Origin of the sequence: Sediminitomix flava, from assembly GCF_003149185.1 — a bacterium.
Lineage (GTDB): Bacteria > Bacteroidota > Bacteroidia > Cytophagales > Flammeovirgaceae > Sediminitomix > Sediminitomix flava.
This window is the reverse complement of record NZ_QGDO01000006.1, coordinates 276,208-298,986: the sequence shown is the minus strand read 5'-3', so window position 1 is coordinate 298,986 and position 22,779 is coordinate 276,208. Positions and strand designations below refer to the sequence as shown.

31 protein-coding genes are annotated in these 22,779 nt (G+C 37.8%); 4 read left to right on the top strand and 27 right to left on the bottom strand.

Annotated elements, in window-relative coordinates; all coding sequences use genetic code 11:
- Positions 1–227: 227 nt before the first annotated feature.
- The 24 genes from porU to rplP form a co-directional block, all read right to left on the bottom strand.
- On the bottom strand, positions 228–3,611 hold the full coding sequence (gene porU / locus BC781_RS20360; protein ID WP_109621351.1) for a type IX secretion system sortase PorU: 3,384 nt from the start codon (positions 3,609–3,611) through the stop codon (positions 228–230).
- Between the two features lie 232 nt (positions 3,612–3,843).
- On the bottom strand, positions 3,844–4,941 hold the full coding sequence (gene carA / locus BC781_RS20355) for a glutamine-hydrolyzing carbamoyl-phosphate synthase small subunit (protein WP_109621348.1): 1,098 nt from the start codon (positions 4,939–4,941) through the stop codon (positions 3,844–3,846).
- A gap of 269 nt (positions 4,942–5,210) precedes the next feature.
- A complete protein-coding gene (rplQ, locus tag BC781_RS20350; RefSeq protein WP_109621346.1) occupies positions 5,211–5,696 on the bottom strand; it encodes a 50S ribosomal protein L17 in 486 nt (161 codons plus the stop codon).
- A gap of 183 nt (positions 5,697–5,879) precedes the next feature.
- Positions 5,880–6,875: a DNA-directed RNA polymerase subunit alpha gene (locus BC781_RS20345; RefSeq protein ID WP_109621344.1), complete on the bottom strand. Its 996-nt coding sequence runs from the start codon at positions 6,873–6,875 to the stop codon at positions 5,880–5,882.
- 94 nt (positions 6,876–6,969) lie between these two features.
- A complete protein-coding gene (gene rpsD / locus BC781_RS20340) occupies positions 6,970–7,575 on the bottom strand; it encodes a 30S ribosomal protein S4 (protein ID WP_109621342.1) in 606 nt (201 codons plus the stop codon).
- A 106-nt stretch (positions 7,576–7,681) separates the two neighbouring features.
- Entirely contained in the window at positions 7,682–8,074 is a 393-nt protein-coding gene (gene rpsK / locus BC781_RS20335) for a 30S ribosomal protein S11 (RefSeq protein WP_109621340.1), read from the bottom strand.
- A gap of 70 nt (positions 8,075–8,144) precedes the next feature.
- Positions 8,145–8,513 (bottom strand): 30S ribosomal protein S13, encoded by a 369-nt coding sequence (rpsM, locus tag BC781_RS20330; RefSeq protein ID WP_109621338.1) that lies wholly within the window; start codon positions 8,511–8,513, stop codon positions 8,145–8,147.
- Between the two features lie 64 nt (positions 8,514–8,577).
- Entirely contained in the window at positions 8,578–8,694 is a 117-nt protein-coding gene (gene rpmJ / locus BC781_RS20325) for a 50S ribosomal protein L36 (protein ID WP_109621336.1), read from the bottom strand.
- Between the two features lie 142 nt (positions 8,695–8,836).
- Positions 8,837–9,055: a translation initiation factor IF-1 gene (gene infA, locus BC781_RS20320; protein ID WP_109621334.1), complete on the bottom strand. Its 219-nt coding sequence runs from the start codon at positions 9,053–9,055 to the stop codon at positions 8,837–8,839.
- Position 9,056: 1 nt separating this feature from the next.
- The gene (gene map / locus BC781_RS20315; protein ID WP_109621332.1) at positions 9,057–9,830 is read right to left on the bottom strand and encodes a type I methionyl aminopeptidase; all 774 of its coding nucleotides are present in this window, start codon (positions 9,828–9,830) and stop codon (positions 9,057–9,059) included.
- A 9-nt stretch (positions 9,831–9,839) separates the two neighbouring features.
- Positions 9,840–11,168: a preprotein translocase subunit SecY gene (gene secY, locus BC781_RS20310; protein WP_109621330.1), complete on the bottom strand. Its 1,329-nt coding sequence runs from the start codon at positions 11,166–11,168 to the stop codon at positions 9,840–9,842.
- 5 nt (positions 11,169–11,173) lie between these two features.
- Positions 11,174–11,620, bottom strand: coding sequence for a 50S ribosomal protein L15 (rplO, locus tag BC781_RS20305; protein WP_109621328.1), 447 nt, complete (start codon positions 11,618–11,620; stop codon positions 11,174–11,176).
- Positions 11,621–11,692: 72 nt separating this feature from the next.
- Entirely contained in the window at positions 11,693–11,872 is a 180-nt protein-coding gene (gene rpmD, locus BC781_RS20300) for a 50S ribosomal protein L30 (RefSeq protein ID WP_109621326.1), read from the bottom strand.
- 14 nt (positions 11,873–11,886) lie between these two features.
- A complete protein-coding gene (gene rpsE / locus BC781_RS20295; protein ID WP_109621324.1) occupies positions 11,887–12,405 on the bottom strand; it encodes a 30S ribosomal protein S5 in 519 nt (172 codons plus the stop codon).
- Between the two features lie 14 nt (positions 12,406–12,419).
- The gene (gene rplR / locus BC781_RS20290; protein ID WP_109621322.1) at positions 12,420–12,770 is read right to left on the bottom strand and encodes a 50S ribosomal protein L18; all 351 of its coding nucleotides are present in this window, start codon (positions 12,768–12,770) and stop codon (positions 12,420–12,422) included.
- 8 nt (positions 12,771–12,778) lie between these two features.
- Entirely contained in the window at positions 12,779–13,333 is a 555-nt protein-coding gene (gene rplF / locus BC781_RS20285) for a 50S ribosomal protein L6 (RefSeq protein ID WP_109621320.1), read from the bottom strand.
- Between the two features lie 37 nt (positions 13,334–13,370).
- A complete protein-coding gene (rpsH, locus tag BC781_RS20280; protein WP_109621318.1) occupies positions 13,371–13,769 on the bottom strand; it encodes a 30S ribosomal protein S8 in 399 nt (132 codons plus the stop codon).
- Positions 13,770–13,835: 66 nt separating this feature from the next.
- A complete protein-coding gene (gene rpsN / locus BC781_RS20275; protein WP_109621317.1) occupies positions 13,836–14,105 on the bottom strand; it encodes a 30S ribosomal protein S14 in 270 nt (89 codons plus the stop codon).
- A 16-nt stretch (positions 14,106–14,121) separates the two neighbouring features.
- Entirely contained in the window at positions 14,122–14,664 is a 543-nt protein-coding gene (rplE, locus tag BC781_RS20270; RefSeq protein WP_109621315.1) for a 50S ribosomal protein L5, read from the bottom strand.
- Positions 14,664–14,987 (bottom strand): 50S ribosomal protein L24, encoded by a 324-nt coding sequence (gene rplX / locus BC781_RS20265; RefSeq protein ID WP_109621313.1) that lies wholly within the window; start codon positions 14,985–14,987, stop codon positions 14,664–14,666. Before rplX ends, rplE begins: the two co-directional genes overlap by 1 nt.
- Before the next feature lie 2 nt (positions 14,988–14,989).
- Complete coding sequence (rplN, locus tag BC781_RS20260; protein ID WP_109621311.1) at positions 14,990–15,358, bottom strand: 50S ribosomal protein L14; 369 nt, start codon at positions 15,356–15,358, stop codon at positions 14,990–14,992.
- 61 nt (positions 15,359–15,419) lie between these two features.
- Entirely contained in the window at positions 15,420–15,674 is a 255-nt protein-coding gene (gene rpsQ, locus BC781_RS20255; RefSeq protein ID WP_109621309.1) for a 30S ribosomal protein S17, read from the bottom strand.
- Between the two features lie 17 nt (positions 15,675–15,691).
- The gene (gene rpmC / locus BC781_RS25830) at positions 15,692–16,021 is read right to left on the bottom strand and encodes a 50S ribosomal protein L29 (RefSeq protein WP_211323900.1); all 330 of its coding nucleotides are present in this window, start codon (positions 16,019–16,021) and stop codon (positions 15,692–15,694) included.
- A gap of 6 nt (positions 16,022–16,027) precedes the next feature.
- Entirely contained in the window at positions 16,028–16,447 is a 420-nt protein-coding gene (rplP, locus tag BC781_RS20245; RefSeq protein ID WP_109621307.1) for a 50S ribosomal protein L16, read from the bottom strand.
- Between the two features lie 671 nt (positions 16,448–17,118).
- Between rplP and BC781_RS20240 the strand changes: the two genes are divergently transcribed.
- The 3 genes from BC781_RS20240 to BC781_RS20230 all read left to right on the top strand — a co-directional run bounded on the left by BC781_RS20240 (position 17,119) and on the right by BC781_RS20230 (position 19,247).
- Positions 17,119–18,111 carry a 2-hydroxyacid dehydrogenase gene (locus BC781_RS20240; protein WP_109621305.1) on the top strand — a complete coding sequence of 331 codons (993 nt, stop codon included), beginning with the start codon at positions 17,119–17,121 and terminating at the stop codon, positions 18,109–18,111.
- A gap of 79 nt (positions 18,112–18,190) precedes the next feature.
- The gene (locus tag BC781_RS20235; protein WP_109621303.1) at positions 18,191–18,538 is read left to right on the top strand and encodes a CidA/LrgA family protein; all 348 of its coding nucleotides are present in this window, start codon (positions 18,191–18,193) and stop codon (positions 18,536–18,538) included.
- Positions 18,531–19,247: an LrgB family protein gene (locus tag BC781_RS20230; protein ID WP_109621301.1), complete on the top strand. Its 717-nt coding sequence runs from the start codon at positions 18,531–18,533 to the stop codon at positions 19,245–19,247. Before BC781_RS20235 ends, BC781_RS20230 begins: the two co-directional genes overlap by 8 nt.
- A 117-nt stretch (positions 19,248–19,364) precedes the next feature.
- Here BC781_RS20230 and BC781_RS20225 read toward each other — a convergent pair whose 3' ends face one another.
- The 3 genes from BC781_RS20225 to BC781_RS20215 form a co-directional block, all read right to left on the bottom strand.
- Positions 19,365–19,922 carry a GNAT family N-acetyltransferase gene (locus BC781_RS20225; RefSeq protein WP_109621452.1) on the bottom strand — a complete coding sequence of 186 codons (558 nt, stop codon included), beginning with the start codon at positions 19,920–19,922 and terminating at the stop codon, positions 19,365–19,367.
- A gap of 46 nt (positions 19,923–19,968) precedes the next feature.
- A complete protein-coding gene (locus tag BC781_RS25885) occupies positions 19,969–20,205 on the bottom strand; it encodes a PLDc N-terminal domain-containing protein (protein ID WP_158281538.1) in 237 nt (78 codons plus the stop codon).
- A gap of 208 nt (positions 20,206–20,413) precedes the next feature.
- Entirely contained in the window at positions 20,414–21,184 is a 771-nt protein-coding gene (locus BC781_RS20215; protein WP_211323898.1) for a haloacid dehalogenase type II, read from the bottom strand.
- 259 nt (positions 21,185–21,443) lie between these two features.
- Here BC781_RS20215 and nhaD point away from each other — a divergent pair, with 259 nt between their 5' ends.
- Complete coding sequence (gene nhaD, locus BC781_RS20210; RefSeq protein WP_109621297.1) at positions 21,444–22,745, top strand: sodium:proton antiporter NhaD; 1,302 nt, start codon at positions 21,444–21,446, stop codon at positions 22,743–22,745.
- The last annotated feature ends 34 nt before the right edge of the window (positions 22,746–22,779 follow it).

Genomic DNA, 22,779 nt, shown 5'->3' with positions numbered 1-22,779 from the left:
AAAGACATTACAACTCTGAGTCGCAAAAAAAGAATAAAGCTAAAAGCTCTCGAGATGTAATAATATAGTATTTAGTAGAGGTTATTTCATATAGTCAGATTTCTTCAGTTTTCTAAAAACAAGCTAAGTAATAAGCTGTAATTCTCGATAATATACGAATTTCAGCTATTTTATACGAATGTACAAATCTTTGTAAATCTTATATCAATGTATGTTAAGTATTAACATCAATCTCCTACTATAATTTTAAATACTTTCTGAGAATTCAGCTCTGTACCTTTTACCATCAAATTAGCCACTAAAATATACACCCCAGGACGTAGTTTTTGAGACTCCCATTCCAAATTCTCTACAATCGCTGCTGCATTCGAAATTTCTGTTTCAAATTTTGATGCCACTTCTCCAGACATTTTCAGAATTTTCACATTCACTAAAATGTCTTCTCCTGCTTGATTATGATTAAAAGTCAACTTTGGATTTTGGAATGAAAAGCTAATCGGGTTAGGGTAACTTTTAAAGTTTTCAACAACAAATTCACTGTTGTCTGCGACCCTAAATGTAATTGTACTTTCTGCTGAATTATTCCCGACATCCCAAACCTTTAATTTTAAAGTATGTACTCCCTTTTCTAAGCCTTTCAAAGGAAATAATATTGTTCCTTTGTTTGGTTGATCTAAGCTTGCTTCAAAATAATCATTGACAACCCAAGAACTATCATCATCTAATGTCAGAAGCATTTCATGCCCTACACCGATTAAGGATGTATTGAAGCCTATATTATCCTCTAGTTCAGCAAACATATAACTATCACTCCCTACTACACTGCCTTCCACAAAAGAGTCATCCTCCATAAATAGAGCAATTGAAGGTGATTCATCATCTATCACAGGTTCTTGAGCTGTCCCTCCGAGTTTCAAATCCGTAAATGTACCACTTACCTCTTCGAGCTGATCGCCCGTTGTTGTAGCATACATACTTATTTTTAGATTTTCTTCGGAGTAGTAAATATCTTTTGGAACAACAAAGGAAGCTTCAAATTCCCCATCTACTACAGAAACCCAACCTCTAAATAAGACATTATCCATAGTTTCATAAGGATAAACTGGCGAATCTATTCCTTTTGTCTGTCTTTCTTTTCGACTAAAAACTGATAATAAAAGCTCTCCATTAAAGTCCGTTCGGATTACTTCAGCATCTGCCACTTGCACTTGCCCTTCTAGAACTACTCTTTCTAAAGCACCTACAATGTTTTCGCCCGATACTGAGTTCTCATTTATGGATGTCAATTGAATCTGTTTTTTGGGGAATCTCAAACGTAAAGTCGGATCGCCCAACAAAGAAAAGTTTCTGTTATTGTCTGAATAAATTCCTTCATTTTTGGTTTTTCGCATGACATCTCCCAAACGAGCCATTTCACCAGACTTCTCTAACTCAAAAACATTTTCAATGAAAACCTCATTAATTTCATAGTTTGATATTTGAAAAACAGGCCTAGTGGTTGTCAAAAGTGCTATTGCTCCTCCGTCTGACTTTAGAATTGCTTTTTCTGCACCTGAAAAAACATAAGGGTCATCAAAACGACCGAAATCACAGGTAGCTGTAACCATCAGAGGCAATCGGTCAAGATTTGTCCATGTATCAATATGGCTTGAGGTTAGAATCCTTTTTGCTGACCATCCTGCCACATTTCCATGTCCATTATAATTCACGATCAAAACACCATCATGAATTTGGCGATATAAGAAAGCCTCAGCCTCTTTAGATTCACTTCCTGAGGGTGTAGGTGTTTTCTCGAAATCATCCAACATTAACCTTTTTGCATCTATGTGAGGAAAATGAGAATCGGTTAATACTCCCAATTTATCAGCATCTTCTTGATGAAGATTTCCATCAACATCATCAGCCACAAAAAGTATATTTTTCTTCCAATTTCCAGCAAGCGACTCTTGCGTTTCATAATATATAATCTTAGAAACTATCGCTTCGGTCTCTTCCAATGTACTTACTGGTAGGCGTCCAACACCTATTTCCATATCATCTAGGTCAACTTCTCCATCTAGCGTTTCAGCCCAATAACCTTCGTGTTCGTCCATCATACCAAAATAATCATCCGAACAAAAGCTATTCACAGGGTAAAGTGTCTCTCTAGATTCATATACAGGAACAAAAGTTGATTCTTTGAGTGTGTTTTTAAAATCATATGTTCCATCTCCTACCAACAACAAATACTTTAACTTCGATTGGTCTTGGAGATAAAAATAACGTACTAAGTCTCTAATGGCAGTAACATCTTGTCTACCCGAGGAAAATTCATTATAAACTTGTTCAGTGGTTACGACCAATACATCTAACTGGTCATTCATTCTTCTGAAATCAGCTAAACGATTCGCTTCTGATAAAAAATTAGGATGCGTAAGTATGATAAAATCAGGTACACTCGATCCATGAATATTTTGCTGAACAACTTTATTTTCAAATGCAGGAGAAGGGAATGAACTCCCTGAAAAAGCGATATATTCTTTCAAACTTCCATTCGGAAAATCACTAAACCTCGAAGATGAAAAGGGAATTGATTTTGGCTCTAGAGGATTTGAAATATCCCAAATTTGTGCATTATTTCCTTCAAGTCCTTGAATACGGTAAATAACTTGTTCTTCATTTAAAGAAGTTATACTTCTGAAATGGACATAATTATCGTATAACTTTAATTCTCTTTTAGTATTTATAGACAGATAATCAAGATATCCTTTAGCTGAAGATGTGGGACGATTGTAATTAACTCCAATCGTAAATGTTTCTCCATAATTACCTTCAGCTTGCATTGTTTTCCCAACAATATACCCTTGTCTATAATATTTATTCGGAGTCGTTCCTGCCACACTTACGGTATCCACTTCGCTTCCATCGATACTAAAAGTAAAAGTAGCTCTTGATTCTGCTTTTGAAAGAACAGCTGTCGTAAGTTTTATTTTTTCGCTCGGAATACGACCTGGAATCGAAAATGTGTGTTCAGAGTCTTGTGTAGAGGAATAGTAAAACGAAAACCAGCGTCTGCCAGTAGATTCGAGCATTGGATAAACCTCATCTTCTTCATAAAAATGAAGATCATCAAAAGTTGAGATTTCATTACCTGCTAATTCAATCTGCTCTGTTTCTGTAATTCTTTTACCATCACTCTCCCCTATTTTTAAATAGATAAAATTGGCATCATCATAACAATTGAACTCATGTTTTAAAAGCTGATCACTTTCATCAAAATATTCCTTGTGAGCACCTTGAGCATAAAATAGGATATAGTCGCCAGTATCAAAACTCCCATCTTCTTCGCCTTCGATGTAAATCGCATTCTCAAAGAGATCATTGTATCTGAAAGCTGCATTTTCTTGAGGTAACATACCTCCAGTGTTTCCGAAGACTTGAATTTTCTTAGGGTCTAATGTGCTTACATTGATTCCTAGGTTTAATAGATCATTATAATCAAGCTTATACAGTTGTGAGGAAGTCACTCTGAATTTATAGACATCACCATCAGCTAGAACTGATTGTGCCTTCAGAATACTTTGTGACTGGAGAATTACAAAAAGAAATAAAACTAAAATTGACTTCCACATATATTAGTTGACGCTCAAAATGTTCTAAAAAAAATATAATGATTAGCTAAGTAAGTTATAGGTTGATCGTAATCTTAAAAAATCGATGCTTAAAAATAAAACTCACTAACAAACAAACTGTTTCAAGTAGATTCTACTCAATTTCAGCTAAGTTCGTTGTTTCCATTTCAAAATAAAAAAATCCGTAAGCGATTAACTTACGGATTCAAAGAAAACTCTTTTGAGAGTTCGATTAGTTTTGCTCCATTAATTTCACAAAATCATCGAACAAATATCTTGAATCATGTGGCCCTGGTGATGATTCTGGGTGATATTGCACAGAGAAAGCAGGCTTATCTGTACGTTTGATTCCCTCAATCGTATCATCATTTAGGTTAATGTGAGTTACCTCTACATTTTCTAAACCTTCAACAGATTCTTTACTTACTGCAAAACCGTGGTTTTGAGAAGTCACCTCACACAATCCTGTTTGCAAGTTTTTCACAGGGTGGTTACAACCTCTGTGTCCGTTGTGCATTTTGTAAGTGCTCAATCCTGAAGCTCTTGAAAGAATTTGGTGTCCTAAACAGATACCGAACAATGGTTTATTTTCTTCCAAAATTTCTTTTACAGTGTCTACAGCATATTCCATTACTGCAGGGTCACCAGGACCGTTTGAGATAAAGTATCCGTCAGCATGCCATTTCTTCATATCTTCGAAAGAAGTTTTTGCTGGGAAAACTTTACAGTATACATCTCTTTTAGCAAGGTTGTCAAGAATTGACTTCTTAACACCGATATCCAATACAGCTACTTTCTTAGAAGCGTGAGGATTACCTACAAAATAAGGCTCTGTGGTCGTCACTAACGATGAAAGTTCCAAGCCTTCCATATTAGGAGTTTCCTCAAGCCTTGCTTTAAGTTCTTCAACATTTGAAACTTCAGATGAGATGATCGCATTCATAGCTCCTTTCTCTCTGATATGTCTTACGAGTTGGCGAGTATCAAGATCCGCGATACCTACAATGTTAGATTTGTCTAAATAATCTTGTAGCGACTCTTCAGCGGTAGTTCTTGAGTGAGTTTGTGAAAATGATTTCACTACCAAACCCTTAATACGTACTTCCGAAGATTCGGTTTCTGTAGATACGGTACCGTAGTTTCCAATATGTGACACGGTATTCACTATGATTTGACCGTGGTAAGAGGGGTCCGTGTAAATTTCTTGGTAACCAGTCATCCCAGTATTGAAGCAAATTTCCCCGGCTGTAGTACCAATTTTCCCGATAGCAGTACCATGATAGACACTACCATCCGCTAACATCAGAATTGCAGTCTGTTTCTCCTTCATTTCAGTAAGCCATTTTTAAGCATTCCCGCAAAATTAACAGGATCAATCAAATTTCTTAACTTATTGACAATAAATTATGCTGAAAATCAAAAATTATAGAAATAATAATCAAATCAAGGCATTTTTTAAGCCCTCTATTAACAAATCAACTATTTTTCTACTAATTCCTATTACCTAACAAAATTATCTTGAAATGCTCTAAAAAAGGCATAAAAAAAAGGGAATGATCTAAGACCAATCCCTTCTTATAGATATCAACTAGGTAATGATTACTCAGCTGACTCTTCAGTATTTTCAGTATTTCCTTCTGCTGCAGGAGCTTCAGAAGCATCAGAAGATTTCTTTCTTCTTCTTCTTGTCTTCTTAGCAGGCTTCTCAGCTTTAGGGTTATAAATTTCGTTGAAATCAACCAACTCGATCATCGCCATTTCAGCGTTGTCACCAAGACGGTTACCCAACTTGATAATACGAGTATATCCACCTGGACGGTCAGCAATTTTATCTGCGATGTTGTTGAACAACTCAGTTACTGCACCTTTGTTCTGCAAGTAAGAGAATACAACTTGTCTGTTGTGACCATTGTCTTCTTTAGAACGAGTCATCAATGGCTCAATGAATTTTCTCAACTCTTTTGCTTTCGCAAGAGTAGTGTTAATTCTTTTGTGCTCGATCAAAGAAATAGCCATGTTTGACAACATTGCTTTTCTGTGTGCAGACTTTCTGCTTAGGTGGTTGAATTTTTTACCGTGTCTCATTTCAATCTAAAATGCAAGAAACCAGCCGTATCAGGTACTGGCTCTTCTGTTAAAACTTTACTTTTTTGGGAAGTACTAGCCGTATGAGGTACTAGCACTTTGCATGAAAGTGGATCTTTCATGAATTTGTGCTGCCAGATCGTTGCCCGACAGCTTGTTTTAGACTAGTACGAGAATTGAAGATTAATCCTCGTCTAGTTTATATTTTGTAACATCCATGCCGAATGTCAAACCTTTGTCAGCAATCAATTGCTCCAACTCAGTCAACGATTTCTTACCAAAGTTTCTAAATTTCATCATGTCAGAAATTTCAAGAGAGGCAAGATCACCAAGAGTCTTCACATCTGCTGCTTTCAAACAGTTGTATGCACGTACCGAAAGATCAAGCTCAGAAAGAGGCGTCTTCAGAAGTTTTCTCATATGCAAGAATTCTTCATCGATAGGCTCATCTTCTTTCTTGTTCGGAAGCTCCAACGTCATTGTTTGATCAGAGAATAGCATGAAATGCTGGATCAAAATATGTGCAGCACCTTTTAATGCTTCTTCTGGGTGAATAGAACCATCCGATTCGATCTCAATGATGAGTTTTTCGTAGTCAGTACGTTGCTCAACCCTTGTATTTTCGACGTGGTATTTAACCGTCTTAATAGGGGTAAAGATTGAGTCTATCGGAATGAATCCCACCATTTCGTCACCTAGATTGTGCTCCTCTGCAGGAACATAACCTCTCCCCTTGTTCAAAGTAAGTTCTACTTGAAGGTTAGAAGATGAATCTAAATGTGCAATGACGAAATCAGGGTTCAAGATTTCAAAATCCTCAGTAAACTCAGCAATATCACCAGCAGTGAACTGCTCTTTACCGCTAATATTTACATTGATTTTGTAAACTTGCTCTTCTGTTTCAGTTACTTTCTTGAATCTAACTTGCTTCAAGTTCAAGATGATGTCAGTAACATCTTCTACGACGCCGTCGATTGCTGAAAATTCGTGTAATACACTAGGGAATTTCACACCGACAACGGCATAGCCTTCAAGAGAAGATAAAAGAATTCTACGAAGAGCATTACCAATGGTGACCCCATATCCCCTCTCAAGCGGTTTAAACTCGAAAAGCCCATGAAAATCATCGGCTTTTTCCATCACCACTCGGTCAGGCATTTGAAAAGCTAATATGGACATATATGCTGCTTTTGATATTGATTTTTATGAAATGCAGAAAACAGTCTTGAAGATAGTAAAATATCCACAAAACTGTTTTCTGATAAGAAGAAAATTATTTCGAATAAAGTTCGACAATCAGCTGTTCCTTGATTTGCTCAGGAATCTCCTCTCTTTCAGGTTGAGTGATGTACTTACCAACCATACGCTCAGTATCCCATTCTAACCAGCTGAATGAAGCACGTTGACGTCCAGAAAGCGCCTCTTGGATTTTACCCATTGCTTGAGATTTAGCTTTCACACCAACGATATCACCTGGTTTCAACGTATATGAAGGGATATTTACAATCTCTCCGTTTACAGTGATGTGCTTGTGAGACACCAATTGACGAGCCGCTCTACGAGTAGGAGCGATACCCAATCTGTAAACTGTGTTGTCCAATCTTGCTTCCAAGAACTTCAACAAGTTTTCACCAGTAATACCTGGTTTAGCAGCAGCAGCTTTGAACAAGTTACGGAATTGCTTCTCTAGCACACCGTAAGTATATTTAGCTTTTTGCTTTTCTGCAAGTTGGATTGCATACTCAGACTGCTTTCTTCTTCTCTTGTTTCCGTGTTGTCCTGGAGGATAAGCTTTTTTCTTAAGCTCTTTGCACGCTCCGAAAATTGGATCATTAAACTTTCTAGCAATTTTCGAAGTAGGGCCTGTATATCTAGCCATTTCTTATTGAATTAAATTCGTTGAATAAAAATAAAGAGTGTGTTAATGATCTTGGCCTTTTTTTATAGTGGCCAACTATATCAACAACATCCCATGAAAAGTCATATCAGACTCTTCTTCTTTTTGGAGGACGACATCCATTGTGTGGAAGTGGCGTCACGTCTCTGATCGCTGTAACTTCGATTCCTGAGTTTTGGATTGTACGGATAGCAGATTCTCTACCAGAACCAGGTCCTTTTACGAAAACCTCTGCTTTTCTCATACCTAACTCATGTGCAACTTTTGCACAATCAGAAGCTGCTTGCTGAGCTGCGTAAGGAGTGTTCTTTTTAGAACCTCTGAAGCCCATTTTACCAGCAGTCGACCAAGAGATAACTTGTCCGTCCTTGTTAGTAATAGAGATGATGATGTTGTTGAAAGAAGCTTTGATGTGTACTTCACCTACTTGATCAACGCGAACAACTCTCTTTTTCGCTTTTTCTTTTCTTTTTTGAGCCATTCTCAAATAATTTTTTTGAGTCAATATCTGCTTGCGAATTAGTTTAGGCTATTTCGCAAACAACTAATGATTACTTCTTCTTACCTGCTACAGTTTTTCTCTTACCTTTACGAGTACGAGAGTTGTTTTTAGTTCTTTGTCCTCTCAAAGGTAATCCTTTTCTGTGACGCAAACCTCTGTAACAACCAATGTCCATCAAACGCTTGATGTTCAATTGGATCTCTGATTTCAACTCACCTTCAGTTTTGAAATCGTTTGTGATGATTTCCCTGATGCTTTGAGCCTCTTCATCAGTCCAATCTTTCACCTGCTTATCTGCATCTACTCCTGCTTTCTCCAAGATCACTGCAGCAGATGGTCTTCCAATTCCGAAGATATAAGTAAGAGAAATGATTCCTCTCTTATTATCTGGAATATCAACACCTGAAATACGTGCCATTTTGTCTTAACTAGATAATTTGAACTTTATTACTAATTTTCTTCTGTTCGGCTAAAGTGATTAATTATCCTTGTCTTTGCTTATGACGAGGATTCTTTTTGTTAATCACGTAAAGCTTACCTTTACGTCTGATGATCTTATCATCAGAACTTCTCTTCTTAATTGAAGCTTTAACTTTCATTTGTATATACGTTGAAAATACTGAATACGAACCTTAAATTCCTGATCACCATAGGAATAGTTCTATAAAGTTCCCGCAAAAGAAAACAAAATAGAGCTAAATTGTTCCCGATACAGCTTTAATGAATGTTAAGCATTCAGTCTTATTTGTATCTGTATACAATTCTTCCTTTAGTCAAGTCATAAGGAGACATCTCCAATTTTACTTTATCTCCAGGAAGAATACGAATGTAGTGCATACGCATCTTACCAGAAATATGGGCAATGACTTGGTGCCCATTCTGCAACTCGACACGGAACATAGCATTTGAAAGTGCTTCTACAATTGTTCCGTCCTGAACAATATTCGACTGTTTTGGCATATCAGAATTTAAATACTTCTTCTATATACTTAAATGTGGTTAAGACTTCTGCCTTGTCATTATGGAAAGCCACCGTGTGCTCATAATGAGCTGATGGTTTCGAATCACGAGTACGGATTGTCCAACCGTCATTATCCTGAACAACATTACGTGTCCCCATATTGATCATTGGCTCGATGGCGATTACTAAACCATTTTTGAATTTAATTCCTCGCCCTCGTTTACCATAATTAGGAACTTCAGGTTCTTCATGAAGACTGCGTCCTAATCCATGGCCTACCAACTCTCTTACTACAGAGTATCCATGTTTTTCAGCGTATTCCTGAATTGCAAAACTTACATCACCAATTCGGTTGTTTGCCTTTACTTGTTCGATACCAAGATAAAGAGAATCTTTGGTAACTTTTAGTAATTGCATCACATCCGGTGCTACATTCCCTACAGGATAAGTAAATGCACTATCAGAATGATATTCATTTAAGTAAACCCCACAGTCGATGGAAATGACATCTCCATCTTTCAACTCGTAATCATTCGGAATTCCGTGTACAACTACATCGTTGAGAGACATACAAAGGGATGCAGGAAAACCATTATAATTCAGGAAAGAAGGAGTGGCCCCATGATCCTTGATAAAATCTTCAGCGATTTTATCAAGGTGGCTAAGACTCACTCCTTCTTTGATATGCTTAGCAACTTCACCGTGCGTACGACCTAAAAGGTCAGCACTCTGTCGCATAAGCTCAATTTCACTATCTGTTTTATAGTATACCATTAGGCAATATTAGGCCATTGTAGCCACGTTTTGTCTACCTTTGACATTACCTGACTTCATCATACCTTCATAGTGTTGCATCAACAAATACGATTCAATTTGTTGTAATGTATCCAACACTACTCCAACCATAATGATCAATGATGTACCACCAAAGAATCTAGCGAAACCTTGAGACACGCCCATCAAAGCTGCAAACGCAGGTAAAATAGCAATAACAGCTAGATAAATTGCAGAAGGCATCGTAATACGATCCACTACTGTTGCAATAAAATCAGCTGTTGGCTCACCTGGTTTTACACCTGGGATAAATGCGTTGTTACGTCTAAGGTCCTCAGAGATTTGCTGTGGATTGATCGTAATAGCTGTGTAGAAGAATGTGAAAAGGATAATAAGTAGGGCAAACGTTAGGTTGTATTGCCAGCTCGTGAAGTCAGAGAATGCATAGTAAATAGTTCTAGCAGTATCTGAATCTTCTTGCCACACCCCTGCAATTAGTGGTGGAACGAACATAAGAGATTGAGCAAAAATGATAGGCATCACGTTTGCTGCGTTAACCTTCAATGGTAAGTAAGAACGTTGACCTGTGTTCAAAGTCTTTTTCTTACCACCAGCTCCTACTACCTGACGTGCATACTGAATAGGCACTTTACGTACTGCTGTAGACAGCAATACCACTCCCATCACTACGATGAAGAATGCTAGTAATTCGATAAATAGGATAAGGAAACCGCGAGATCCCTTAGCGGCAAATTCTTCTACGATTGCACCTGGTAAACTGGCAATAATACCTACCATGATAAGCATAGAGATACCGTTACCAATTCCTTTGTCGGTAATTTTTTCACCTAGCCACATGCAGAACACCGTACCTGCAGTGAGAATAATCAAAGATGAAGCAATAAAGAAGCTTTGCTCAACCATAATCGCTTCAGACGGGATAGTAGACATCAAATATCCTGTACCCTGACCAAATGTGATTAGGATTGTCAAAACACGAGTAATCTGGTTGATTTTCTTTCTTCCAGACTCCCCTTCTTTTTGCAATCTCTGAAAATAAGGAATAGCCATAGAAAGCAGCTGGATCACAATGGAAGCAGAGATGTATGGCATGATACCCAAGGCAAAGATAGAAGCACGGTTAAATGCCCCACCTAGGAATACATCTAAGAATCCCAAAAATCCACCTGACTGACTTGTCAAGCTTTCTGTGTCTACACCAGGTAAAACAATAAACGAACCTAGCCTAAAAATTGCCAAGAAGCCCAGGGTATAAATAATCTTATCCCTGAGTTCCTTGATTGAAAAGATGTTCTTTAGTGTTGTGAAAAATTTCATAGCTCTTACAGTGTCTGAGCCTTCCCGCCTGCTTTTTCAATTGATTCTAAAGCTGAAGCAGAGAAAGCGTGTGCTGAAACTTCGATTCCTGTAGCGAGCTCACCTCTTCCAAGTACCTTTACTTTTTCGTTCTTAGAAGCAAATCCTAATTGAACGAATTCAGCAGGACCAAAAGAAGTAATCCCTTTAGATTCCGCAATCTTCTGTAGCGTGTCTAAGTTCACAGGAGTGTAAGCTACTCTATTTGGGTTTTTAAATCCAAATTTAGGTACACGTCTGTAAAGAGGCATTTGACCACCTTCAAAACCTAGTTTACGTGAGTAACCTGATCTTGATTGAGCTCCTTTATGTCCTTTAGCAGCCGTACCACCTTTTCCGGACCCTTGTCCACGACCAACCCTTTTATTGTTTCTTACAGCTCCCGCTGCTGGACGTAATGTATGTAATTTCATAATTAAGATGCTGATTATAGTATGCAAACATCTACATCGTACTATTGCGGATGTGCAAAAGTACAAAAGATATTATAACTCTTCAACTTTAACCAAGTGTTGCACCTTCGCTACCATGCCATTGATCTGAGGCGTAGTTTCTTTTTCTACGCTCTTTCCGATACGGCCAAGGCCAAGTGCAACAAGAGTACGCTTCTGATTTTCAGGTCTTTTAATTGTACTCTTGATTTGAGTGATTTTGATCTTTGCCATTTGAAACTGCTTGATTAACCGTTAAAAACTTTACTCAAAGATACTCCTCTTTGTGCAGCTACCATCTTAGGATCTCTTAAAAGAGTCAGTGCATCGATAGTTGCTTTAACCACATTGTGAGGGTTAGATGACCCTTGAGACTTTGCTAATACGTCGTGAATACCTGCAGCTTCCAATACAGCACGCATCGCACCACCGGCGATAACTCCTGTACCTTGAGATGCTGGCTTGATCAATACACGTCCACCACCAAATTTACCCTTTTGGGCATGAGGTAGAGTACCTTTGAATACAGGAACTTTGATTAGGTTTTTCTTCGCCTCATCGATTCCTTTCGCGATAGCGTCAGTCACCTCGTTTGCTTTACCCAAACCGTGACCTACAATACCATCACCATTACCAACCACAACGATCGCAGAGAAAGAGAATCTTCTACCACCTTTTACTACTTTAGCTACTCTTTTGATAGCAACTACATTTTCCGTAAGCTCGAGGTCGGTTGATTTTACACGTTGAATGATGTTGTTCTTCATTACTTGTAATTTTTTTAGAATTTCAAACCAGCTTCTCTTGCTCCGTCAGCCAAGGCTTTTACTTTACCGTGGTACAAGTAGCCGTTACGGTCAAAAACAACAGCTGAAACACCTGCAGCTGTAGCTTTCTCAGCAACTTTCTTACCTACTTCAGTAGCCAATGCAATGTTTGCTGATTTAGCCTCCGCATTGATTTCTCTAGAAGAAACAGTCAACATAGTGTGACCTTTTTCATCATCGATTAGCTGAGCAGTGATGGCTGTATTACTTTTGAAAACAGAGAGTCTTGGTCTCTCAGCAGTACCAGAGAGTCTTCCTCTGATTCTTCTTTTTATTTTCAGTCTTTTATTAACTTTATTAGCCATGGTATTTATTATTTACCAGCTGCTTTACCAGCTTTTCTTCTAATATACTCACCAACAAACATAACACCCTTACCTTTATAAGGCTCAACTTTACGAAGAGACTTAAGCTTGGCAGCCACTTGTCCGATAAGTTGCTTATCAGCACTTTCCAAGATTACGCGAGGTGCTTTACCTTTTGCAGTCTCAGTTGCTACCTTAACTTCTGAAGGTACCTCAAAGATAATCTTATGAGAGTAACCTAAGTCTAGGTCTAGGATATTTCCTTGATTAGCCGCTTTGAAACCAACACCGACTAATTCTAATTCTTTTTTGTAACCTTCGCTAACACCAACAACCATATTTTGGATCAACGCGCGGTAAAGACCGTGCATTGCTTTATGGCGCTTTTGCTCTGTAGGTCTTTTCAAGACTACTTCACCTTCAGCAATTTCTACTTCGATATCTTTATCGATTTGCTGAGTTAGCGTTCCTTTTGGGCCTTTCACTTCAAGCACATGCTCTGCAGAAATTTTCACTTCTACACCAGCAGGTACGGCTACAGGCTTTTTACCAATTCTTGACATTGCTATCTATTATTTCTATTCGTGTGAATATTTCCTCTTAGTATACGTAGCAAAGAACTTCGCCACCTACGTTTAATTCACGTGCTTCTTTGTCTGTAACAACTCCTCTCGAAGTAGACAAAATAGCAACACCCAAACCGTTCAATACGCGTGGCATTTCAGACGCTTTAGCGTACTTTCTCAAACCTGGACGAGATACTCTTTCTAGAGAAATCATCGCTGGTTGTTTAGTCACTGCATTGTACTTAAGAGCGATCTTGATGTTACCTTGTGTGTTCACGCCATCCTCGAATTTGTAACCTTGGATGAATCCTTTGTCGTGAAGCACCTTAGTGATCTGCTTCTTCAAGTTTGAAGCAGGGATATCCACTACTCTGCGGTTTGCACGAATAGCGTTTCTCAATCTTGTCAGGTAATCTGCAATAGGATCTGTCATTGCTCAAATATTTTAGTTCCTCCCTTATGGGTAGGCTTTAATTCTTCTTAAAAACTCCTTAAAATCTTACCAGCTAGCTTTCGTTACGCCAGGGATTTTACCAGCAGAAGCCATTTCTCTGAATGTCACCCTTGAGATACCGAACTTACGGATATAACCTTTTGGTCTTCCTGTTAGCTTACAACGGTTGTGCAATCTCACTGGTGAAGAGTTTTTAGGCAACTTGTCCAGGCCTACATAATCACCTGCTTCTTTTAGCTGCTTTCTTTTGTCAGCGTATTTTGCTACAAGTCTTTCTCTTTTGCGCTCTCTCGCTTTTATCGATTCTCTTGCCATAATTCTAAATTTCTAATTATTTTTTGAAAGGCATTCCGAATTGTTTTAGAAGCTCATACGCCTCTTCGTCAGTGTTTGCAGAAGTAACGATAGTGATGTCCATACCAGTTACTTTCTTCACTTTGTCGATAGAGATCTCTGGGAAGATGATTTGCTCTTTGATACCCAAAGTATAGTTACCTCTACCATCCAATTTAGTGTTCACACCTTGGAAGTCTCTTTCACGAGGAAGAGAGATTGAGATAAGACGATCTAAGAATTCGTACATATTGTCTCTTCTTAGTGTCACTCTCGCTCCGATCGGCATATTTTCTCTCAACTTAAAGTTAGAGATTGCTTTCTTAGAGTAAGTAGGAACAGCTTTTTGACCTGCGATAAGCGTAAGCTCTTCTACACCGATATCCACTAGCTTCTTGTCAGCTACCGCTTCACCGATACCTCTGTTGATCACGATTTTAGTGACCTTAGGCACTTGCATTGCTGACTTGTATTGGAAACGTTCCTTAAGAGCAGGAGCGATTTCTTCGTTATATTTTTTCTGAAGTCTTGGAGTTGCCATTAGTCGATGAATTGATCTGATTTCTTAGAATATCTCTTCAACTTGCCATTCTCATCCGCTTTACGACCTGTTCTAGTAGTTTCACCAGATTTAGGATCTACTAACATTACGTTAGAAATATGGATGCCTGCCTCTTCTTTTTTCACGCCTCCTTCTGGCTTTTCGGCAGTTGGCTTCACGTGCTTCGTAACCATGTTCACGCCTTCCACGATCACGCGGTCATTTTTAGCAAGGATAGCTTTCACTGTTCCTTGTTGACCTTTGTGATTACCAGCGATTACTTCAACTTTGTCGCCAGTTTTGATATGAAATTTCTTTCTCATGATTATAATACCTCTGGTGCAAGTGAAACAATCTTCATAAACTGCTTCTCACGTAATTCTCTCGCTACAGGGCCGAAGATACGAGTTCCTCTTGGCTCATCTTGCGGGTTAAGAAGCACTGCTGCGTTGTCTTCGAAACGAATGTAAGAACCGTCTTTTCTACGGATTTCTTTTTTTGTTCTTACAACTACAGCTTTTGATACTGTACCCTTCTTTACATTACCTGAAGAAAGGGCAGATTTAACAGTAACAACAATTTTATCGCCTACAGAAGCGTATCTTTTACCAGTACCGCCCAGTACACGAATACAAAGCACTTCTTTTGCGCCTGAATTATCCGCTACGTTAAGTCTTGATTCCTGTTGTATCATTGTTGTATCCTTTTCGGATTTTAAAACCTTGTTTTATTCTGGTAGTAGTTGAATGCAAAAATTATTTTGCTCTTTCAAGAATCTCTACCAGTCTCCATCTTTTACGTTTACTCAATGGACGAGTCTCCATGATGCGAACAGTGTCTCCAATGTTACAATCGTTCTTCTCGTCGTGAGCCATAAACTTTGTAGTTTGTTTAGTAAATTTACCGTAGATAGGGTGCTTTTTCTTAGTCTCTACTGCTACAGTAATAGATGCATCCATCTTGTTACTTACAACTACACCAATTCTTTGCTTTCTGAAATTTCTTTCCATAATCTTGTGCTAAGCGCTTAGTTGATTTGAGAAATCAGTTTCTTCACCATTGCCAAGTTAACTGGTGCTGCAAAACTGTTTTTTGCCAAGAACTCACGTGCAGTTTCCAACGTTACGTTTTCCGCTTTAAGTTGTTCTTTTACAATCTCAGTCACTTTCGCATGCAACTCTGTTTTCAGAAGAGCGATTGTTCTACGCTCAGTTCTGATTTGCAAAGGATTTTCGATTGGACTTACCGCATGAGCGAATTTCAAATTTTCTAAATTCTTCTCAGCATCAGCTAGACGAGCTACTAACTCTTCTACTGATAGTCCCTTTACTTGATCTTTCAGTTCTTTTGTCTTCATGATTATTTACCCTACATAATCTGGTCTAACCACAAACTTTGTTCTCATTGGAAGCTTTTGCTCTGCCAATCTCAATGATTCTCTTGCGATCTCCTCTGACACACCGTCAGATTCGAAAAGAATTGTTCCTGGCTTCACTGTTGCTACCCAATATGAAGGCGCACCTTTACCTTTACCCATCCTTACTTCGGCAGGCTTACTTGTAATAGGCTTGTCTGGGAAAATACGGATCCACAATTGACCCTCCCTTTTCATCGCTCTAGTTACAGCGATACGTGCAGCCTCAATCTGTCTTGAAGTAATCCAACCAGCTTCTAGGGATTTGATACCGAAGCTACCGAATGAAAGTCTATGACCTCTCTGAGCCATCCCCTTCACTCTGCCCTTCTGCTGTTTTCTAAACTTTGTTCTTTTTGGCTGTAACATAACCGAAAATATATTTAAAAGCAGTCGTCACCGCTTAAGTTGATAATGCAAATCAATTAATATACTCTCCCTCTCGGACACAAGCCTCCATCCTGCTACACACGCAACTAAGACGAACTAAAAATGCTGTATTTTATTACGGTATTGTTCAAATGGGACTTTTGTTCATTTCAAATTATGAACAGAGTTTCCCGAGATTTGGGATCACAAAGGTAGAAACATTTTCTTAATATTCAAATCCCCACCCTAAAATTTTTGTACTTTTCTTTTTGCTACTACGCTGTTTCTGAGAACTTAACCTTGAATGCCCTACTATAGCTCAAATCACTTTCAATTATTAACAGATGAGCATCTTATACAGGTGTACATTTTACCGTTGCTAGACACCGTTAGCTAGGCTAAAAAAATTATGTATAATTTCTCCAATCTGAATAAGTCAATCTACTCTCTTATGAATCTAAAAAATGACTAAAACATGCGTGCTAGCTGTATTAAATACACTTAAATGTTTGATTTTGAGTGTTAAAATTATTAACATTTAATTACAACCGACTACTATAAAACCATCTCCTTTTTTACTTATTTTGAACTTTCATTTACACAAACCTATTCTATTTGTGAGGTATTCTCGTATGCGGATTCCTCTTTTACACACTTAACATATTGATAAGATGAAGATTGCCTTTTTCTCGTATAAGTCCTATGACAAAGAATGGTTCAACAAGTTTAATGAGGAGTACGGATTTGAATTCAGATACTTCAAAGTAAAACTTACTGAGGAAACCGTTGTATACGCTAAAGGATGTGATGCTGTATGTGCATTCGTAAATGATGACTTAGGCAGACCTATTATCGAAAACCTTGCTCAGTTAGGTGTGAAGATGATTGCAATGCGATGTGCAGGCTTCAACAATGTAGATTTGGATGCTACAAAACAACATGGCATAAAAGTTTTCCGTGTCCCTGCTTATTCTCCACATGCGGTTGCTGAACATGCCGTTGCTCTTATCCTAACATTGAATAGAAAAACGCATAAGGCTTATAACCGTGTTCGTGAAGGAAACTTCTCACTTGAGCGTTTGACAGGTTTCAACTTGTATGGAAAAACGATCGGAGTTATTGGTACAGGTAAAATTGGAGCAATCTTCTGTAATCTTATGTTAGGTTTCGGCTGTAAGGTTTTAGCCTACGACCTTTATCCGAATGAAGAACTAAAGAAGCAAGGCATCAAATATACTGACCTTACAGAGTTATTAAGCAGCTCTGATATTGTATCCTTAAATACACCACTTCTACCTGAAACGGCACACATGATCAATAAGTACACCTTAAACTTAATGAAAGATGGAGCTATGCTAATCAATACCAGTCGTGGTGGTCTTATCGATACTATGGATGCTATTGACGCATTGAAAAGTGGAAAATTAGGTTCTTTAGGTATTGATGTATACGAACAAGAGGAAGGTCTATTCTTCCACAACTTGTCTGAAAAAGTAATTACAGACGATAAAATCTCTCGTCTATTATCTTTCCCGAACGTATTGATTACTTCTCACCAAGCATTCTTTACAAGAGAGGCCCTAGATGAGATTTCTAAAGTAACGCTTCAAAACATTCTTGATTTCCAAAAAGGAAAAGACAACAAGAATATTGTATTAGGTTAATCTTTGAATCAAAATATAGTGGGAAGCTCGCATACAATCTGTATCAGCTTCCCTTTTGTATTTCATAATTTCTATAGTTATGATTTTAAGTCTGGCAATCATATTTGGATTACTACTCTTAGGAAACACGATTTCCTACCTTTTGCATATTCCTGTACCGGGTAGTATCATCGGAATGGTAATGCTTACCGCTTTACTTCATTTTAAAATAGTTAAAGTAGATCAGATTAAAGGAATTGCAAATTTGCTGACCACGCACATGGCATTCTTGTTTATTCCTCCGGGTGTTGCACTTATGCTCCATTTTCAAACCCTAAAATCTGAACTCGTAACAATCTTGGGTTCGTGTCTGATTAGTACTGTAGTTGTATTAATTGTAGTCGGATTTACACAACAAAAACTCGACAAGAGCAAAGACGATGAATGAAATTATACACAGTGAACTCTTTGCGATCACACTAACTTGTGTGGTCTATTTCGCTTCACAACAATTATACATTAGAACAAACAACTTTTTCCTTTTTCACCCTGTACTGATAAGTATTGCTACGATTATTCTTGTACTAAGTGGATTGGGTTTAGAATATTCAGATTATGAAGCTGGCGGAAAATATATCAGTGGCTTTCTTGGTCCTGCCGTGGTTGCTTTGGGCTTACCACTTTATATGCAAATTGAAGAAATCAAGAAAGAGAAAAAATCTATCATCACAGCCGTAGTCATTGGTTCTTTGGTTGGTGTGATTTCAGGAGTTGTAGTTGCCTATGCATTAGGGGCGTCAAAAGATGTACTTTTGTCTTTAGCTCCAAAATCTGTAACAACTCCGATCGCCATGAGTATTTCTGATACTGTTGGTGGAATCCCTGCCCTTACAGCAGTTATTGTTGTCATTGTAGGAATTGGTGGTAGCATTATCGGAATCCCGATATTGAAAGCTGTAGGTATCAAATCACCAAAAGCTATTGGTTTAGCTATGGGAGCTGCTGCCCACGGAATTGGTACTGCTCAAGCTGCTCAACTTGGTAAAACGCATGCCGCATACGGAGGATTAGCACTAGGACTTTGTGGTGTTTGTACAGCTATTATTACTCCTTACATTATGCCTCCTTTATTAGATTTACTTGAAATGCTTTTCTAAAAAAAGTGACCTTCAAATATAGAATAATAAAAAGTACCCCATCCTTATCTTCGCTAAAAGCAAGTTAAGAATGGGGTTTCTACTTTATATTTTAGATAGCTCAACTTACAGAAAGTGCTATCTCATTTTTTTTTCAGATAAATGATACTCCTCTAAAAGTAATCCATAGATTACAGAATCCTCAAGTTTACCATTTTTCTGATAATGGTTTCGTAAATGCCCTTCCTTCTGAAAGCCTAAGCCTTGCACCAATTTGATAGATGGAATATTATTAGGTTCAATAAATGCTTCAATACGTTTGAGCTTCATCTCTTCAAAACCATATTTTACTACCGCTGAAATCGCTTCGCTCATATATCCTTTTCTTTTCGCTTGTTCATCCTTTAAAGTGTAACCAATTTCTGCACGATCATGATCTAGATACCAAGTATGAAAACCACACCAGCCTATAATCTTATGAGTACTTTTCTCAAGCAACTGAAAGATTAACAATGACTTATTGAAAGTCGAAAAGCCTTTTATTGCCTTAGTCTTTTCTTTTGAAACTTCGCCAGCATCCAAATTCAATTCTCGCATAATCTCTTCATCCGATGAATTCTTCAAAATCTGTTCATAAAGCTCATCCGTCAACTTCCGTAAATACAGTCGCTCTGTTTCTAATTGCTCAAACTCCATTTCTCTATACCTAAATTCCTTTTCTAGTACTCCTAAAAAGGAAGCATTACATTCCACTTCTAGATTTATCTTTTCCCATTATGAGATATAATATTGATCCCATAACGGGAACAAATACAGCAATAATTATCCACATCAATCTTGTATTGGAATCAAAATGATTTGATCGGAGGATATCAACAATAACATATATCCACAGAATAGTAATGGGTAATGAAAAGAATAGTAGAAGCGTCCAAAATATAAGCCCAATCCCTGGAGTAACAATACTTATATCTGCCATAATATTTAAAAGACTAAAAAAGGTTGTAAAAAAATATACCATCGAATATCAGTAAAATAATTTAAACATACACTTTCTATTAGATGGTAATTATAGAGGCATTAAAGACCAATCAAAGCTAGATATATAATCTAGGATCAACTCATCTCTGTTTAAGAGATGAGTTGTTCTATTTTTTCCAAAGTAGCTTTTCTTTAAAAAATAGACTTTATTTACCAACTGAGGGCATTTTTTCTGCCAACTCTAAAAAATCTTTTACTACAAAATCTGGTTTTACTACTAAAGGATAAAGAGCCTTTCCCGGTCTAGCAATAAATGCTGTTTTCATTCCTGCTTCCTTTGCCCCTGCCACATCCCATCCATGAGCTGCAGCCATTAGTACTTGATTAGGCTGAAGATTCATACTATCCAAAGCCCATTGATAGGTCTCTAAGAAAGGTTTATAACTCCTCACAGATTCTGTACTCAATTGCTTTTCGATTAAATCTTCTAAGTTTGCATTTCTCAACTGAGTAGCGACACCTTTATAAGACGAGTTTGTAAATGTCACGAGTTTATATCCTTTTGCTTTCAATTTTCTTAGTCCGTCTACAACATCTGGATGTGCTGGCAAAGAAAGTAAAGGTGGTATGATTGCCTCTTTGGCTTGTTCTTCAGTTAATTCTATGCCATTATTTTGGGCTACCATCATCAAAGAAGCTACCCCAATTTTTCCAAAATCTTCATATCTATCAATACTCACCGAGACCAGAGAATAATGTAGCATTTTTGAAAACCAAAGCGTCATTAAGTCTTCACGCCCATTCAAAGCCTCAGACACTGATGCCTTCATACTTTCTAAATCTAGGAGTGTTTCATTAACATCTAAGAAAATAACTTTCACATTTTCCATCTCTTTGGAAACACTTTTTTGTGCATTTGAAGTAAAGAAACTGATGAAAAGTACTGAAAAGAATGCTAAGGATAATGATTTTTTCATGATAACCGATTTGAAGTTGTTTGATACTGCTTTAACAACAGTCTTCTCTAGCTCTTCGTTATGGTATAATTCGTTAAAAATCTACACACTATGTTAAGCTCTTTACAGTAAACTAGAATTCTCAAATACATTCATTACACTATCACATCCTACATCTGTAAGTTCTCTTAAAGCCCCTTGTGTTTCTATTTGAAAGCTCTGCTTAAATTTGGGGGTATTTTAGCTACCAGCTACATTCAACCTAACTTGACCTCTGCCTATGATTACCATTATCATACTCACTTTTGTGATTGGCTACTTGCTAATTGCTATGGAACACAACATTCATATCGACAAATCTGCCCCCGCTCTTATCATTGGTGTACTCTGTTGGACTGCTTATATCTGTTTAAGTCCTAAAGATCATCATGTAGTTACTCATGAACTCTACGAATATTTGGGGGAAATATCTGGGGTATTATTCTTCCTTCTTGGCGCAATGACTATTGTCGAACTAATTGATGTTCATCATGGCTTCGACTTAATTACAGGCAGAATTTCGACTTCTAAACAGTCTACCTTACTCTGGACAATCAGCTTAGCTACCTTTTTTCTTTCTGCTGCACTAGATAATCTGACTACTACTATTGTCATGATTTCGGTACTCCGAAAACTTATACCAAAACGAGAAATACGTATTTTCTTTATTTCAGTAGTCGTAATAGCCGCCAATGCAGGAGGTGCATGGTCTCCAATTGGAGACGTTACAACAACCATGCTTTGGATTGGAGGACAGGTTACTACGGTAAACATCATTGTAAAACTCATTCTTCCAAGTCTTGTCTGTCTTATTATTCCTGTAGCAATTGCTACTACTACTCTCGGAAATACATCAACACAAGGTGGAGCTTTAGGCTTCGGAAATGTCCCTTTTTCTCCATATCAATTGATAAAAAGAAATGAACAACTGACAGTCTTGATTCTAGGAATCTCTGCACTACTATTTGTTCCAATATTCAAAACACTAACTGGCCTACCTCCTTTTATGGGTATTTTACTTGGATTAGGAGTAATGTGGCTCATCACTGAGATTATGCATAAGCATAAAGACCCTGAACTTAAAGGAAAACTCTCAGTAATATACACTATCAAAAAAGTAGATGTCGCAGGTGTGCTTTTCTTCTTCGGAATTTTGGTAGCTATCTCAAGTCTTCAAGCGACAGGAATTCTAAAAGATTTGGCTACTTATATGGATGAGACCATTGGTAATATATATGCTATTGGTCTTATACTAGGGCTACTTTCTGCCGTTGTGGACAACGTGCCTCTTGTTGCTGCCGCTATTGGGATGTACGACCTTGCTGTTTTCCCTACAAACCATTGGCTTTGGGAGTTTATTGCTTATTGTGCTGGAACTGGTGGTAGTGCACTAATTATCGGCTCTGCTGCAGGTGTAGCTGCTATGGGAATGGAAAAAATTGGCTTTGGTTGGTATATCAAAAAAGTCAGTTGGCTAGCCCTTGCAGGCTACTTTGGAGGAGCTATTACCTATATGCTCATTCAAATGTTCTTATACAGTTAAAAGTTTTTATCAACACACTTACAACCAATTACAA

What these genes read in the sequence shown, in the direction of transcription:
- porU (WP_109621351.1), bottom strand. Translation starts at nt 3,611, where the DNA reads ATGTGGAAGTCAATTTTAGTTTTATTTCTTTTTGTAATTCTCCAGTCA.
- carA (WP_109621348.1), bottom strand. Translation starts at nt 4,941, where the DNA reads ATGAAGGAGAAACAGACTGCAATTCTGATGTTAGCGGATGGTAGTGTC.
- rplQ (WP_109621346.1), bottom strand. Translation starts at nt 5,696, where the DNA reads ATGAGACACGGTAAAAAATTCAACCACCTAAGCAGAAAGTCTGCACAC.
- BC781_RS20345 (WP_109621344.1), bottom strand. Translation starts at nt 6,875, where the DNA reads ATGTCCATATTAGCTTTTCAAATGCCTGACCGAGTGGTGATGGAAAAA.
- rpsD (WP_109621342.1), bottom strand. Translation starts at nt 7,575, where the DNA reads ATGGCTAGATATACAGGCCCTACTTCGAAAATTGCTAGAAAGTTTAAT.
- rpsK (WP_109621340.1), bottom strand. Translation starts at nt 8,074, where the DNA reads ATGGCTCAAAAAAGAAAAGAAAAAGCGAAAAAGAGAGTTGTTCGCGTT.
- rpsM (WP_109621338.1), bottom strand. Translation starts at nt 8,513, where the DNA reads ATGGCACGTATTTCAGGTGTTGATATTCCAGATAATAAGAGAGGAATC.
- rpmJ (WP_109621336.1), bottom strand. Translation starts at nt 8,694, where the DNA reads ATGAAAGTTAAAGCTTCAATTAAGAAGAGAAGTTCTGATGATAAGATC.
- infA (WP_109621334.1), bottom strand. Translation starts at nt 9,055, where the DNA reads ATGCCAAAACAGTCGAATATTGTTCAGGACGGAACAATTGTAGAAGCA.
- map (WP_109621332.1), bottom strand. Translation starts at nt 9,830, where the DNA reads ATGGTATACTATAAAACAGATAGTGAAATTGAGCTTATGCGACAGAGT.
- secY (WP_109621330.1), bottom strand. Translation starts at nt 11,168, where the DNA reads ATGAAATTTTTCACAACACTAAAGAACATCTTTTCAATCAAGGAACTC.
- rplO (WP_109621328.1), bottom strand. Translation starts at nt 11,620, where the DNA reads ATGAAATTACATACATTACGTCCAGCAGCGGGAGCTGTAAGAAACAAT.
- rpmD (WP_109621326.1), bottom strand. Translation starts at nt 11,872, where the DNA reads ATGGCAAAGATCAAAATCACTCAAATCAAGAGTACAATTAAAAGACCT.
- rpsE (WP_109621324.1), bottom strand. Translation starts at nt 12,405, where the DNA reads ATGAAGAACAACATCATTCAACGTGTAAAATCAACCGACCTCGAGCTT.
- rplR (WP_109621322.1), bottom strand. Translation starts at nt 12,770, where the DNA reads ATGGCTAATAAAGTTAATAAAAGACTGAAAATAAAAAGAAGAATCAGA.
- rplF (WP_109621320.1), bottom strand. Translation starts at nt 13,333, where the DNA reads ATGTCAAGAATTGGTAAAAAGCCTGTAGCCGTACCTGCTGGTGTAGAA.
- rpsH (WP_109621318.1), bottom strand. Translation starts at nt 13,769, where the DNA reads ATGACAGATCCTATTGCAGATTACCTGACAAGATTGAGAAACGCTATT.
- rpsN (WP_109621317.1), bottom strand. Translation starts at nt 14,105, where the DNA reads ATGGCAAGAGAATCGATAAAAGCGAGAGAGCGCAAAAGAGAAAGACTT.
- rplE (WP_109621315.1), bottom strand. Translation starts at nt 14,664, where the DNA reads ATGGCAACTCCAAGACTTCAGAAAAAATATAACGAAGAAATCGCTCCT.
- rplX (WP_109621313.1), bottom strand. Translation starts at nt 14,987, where the DNA reads ATGAGAAAGAAATTTCATATCAAAACTGGCGACAAAGTTGAAGTAATC.
- rplN (WP_109621311.1), bottom strand. Translation starts at nt 15,358, where the DNA reads ATGATACAACAGGAATCAAGACTTAACGTAGCGGATAATTCAGGCGCA.
- rpsQ (WP_109621309.1), bottom strand. Translation starts at nt 15,674, where the DNA reads ATGGAAAGAAATTTCAGAAAGCAAAGAATTGGTGTAGTTGTAAGTAAC.
- rpmC (WP_211323900.1), bottom strand. Translation starts at nt 16,021, where the DNA reads ATGAAGACAAAAGAACTGAAAGATCAAGTAAAGGGACTATCAGTAGAA.
- rplP (WP_109621307.1), bottom strand. Translation starts at nt 16,447, where the DNA reads ATGTTACAGCCAAAAAGAACAAAGTTTAGAAAACAGCAGAAGGGCAGA.
- BC781_RS20240 (WP_109621305.1), top strand. Translation starts at nt 17,119, where the DNA reads ATGAAGATTGCCTTTTTCTCGTATAAGTCCTATGACAAAGAATGGTTC.
- BC781_RS20235 (WP_109621303.1), top strand. Translation starts at nt 18,191, where the DNA reads ATGATTTTAAGTCTGGCAATCATATTTGGATTACTACTCTTAGGAAAC.
- BC781_RS20230 (WP_109621301.1), top strand. Translation starts at nt 18,531, where the DNA reads ATGAATGAAATTATACACAGTGAACTCTTTGCGATCACACTAACTTGT.
- BC781_RS20225 (WP_109621452.1), bottom strand. Translation starts at nt 19,922, where the DNA reads ATGGAGTTTGAGCAATTAGAAACAGAGCGACTGTATTTACGGAAGTTG.
- BC781_RS25885 (WP_158281538.1), bottom strand. Translation starts at nt 20,205, where the DNA reads ATGGCAGATATAAGTATTGTTACTCCAGGGATTGGGCTTATATTTTGG.
- BC781_RS20215 (WP_211323898.1), bottom strand. Translation starts at nt 21,184, where the DNA reads ATGAAAAAATCATTATCCTTAGCATTCTTTTCAGTACTTTTCATCAGT.
- nhaD (WP_109621297.1), top strand. Translation starts at nt 21,444, where the DNA reads ATGATTACCATTATCATACTCACTTTTGTGATTGGCTACTTGCTAATT.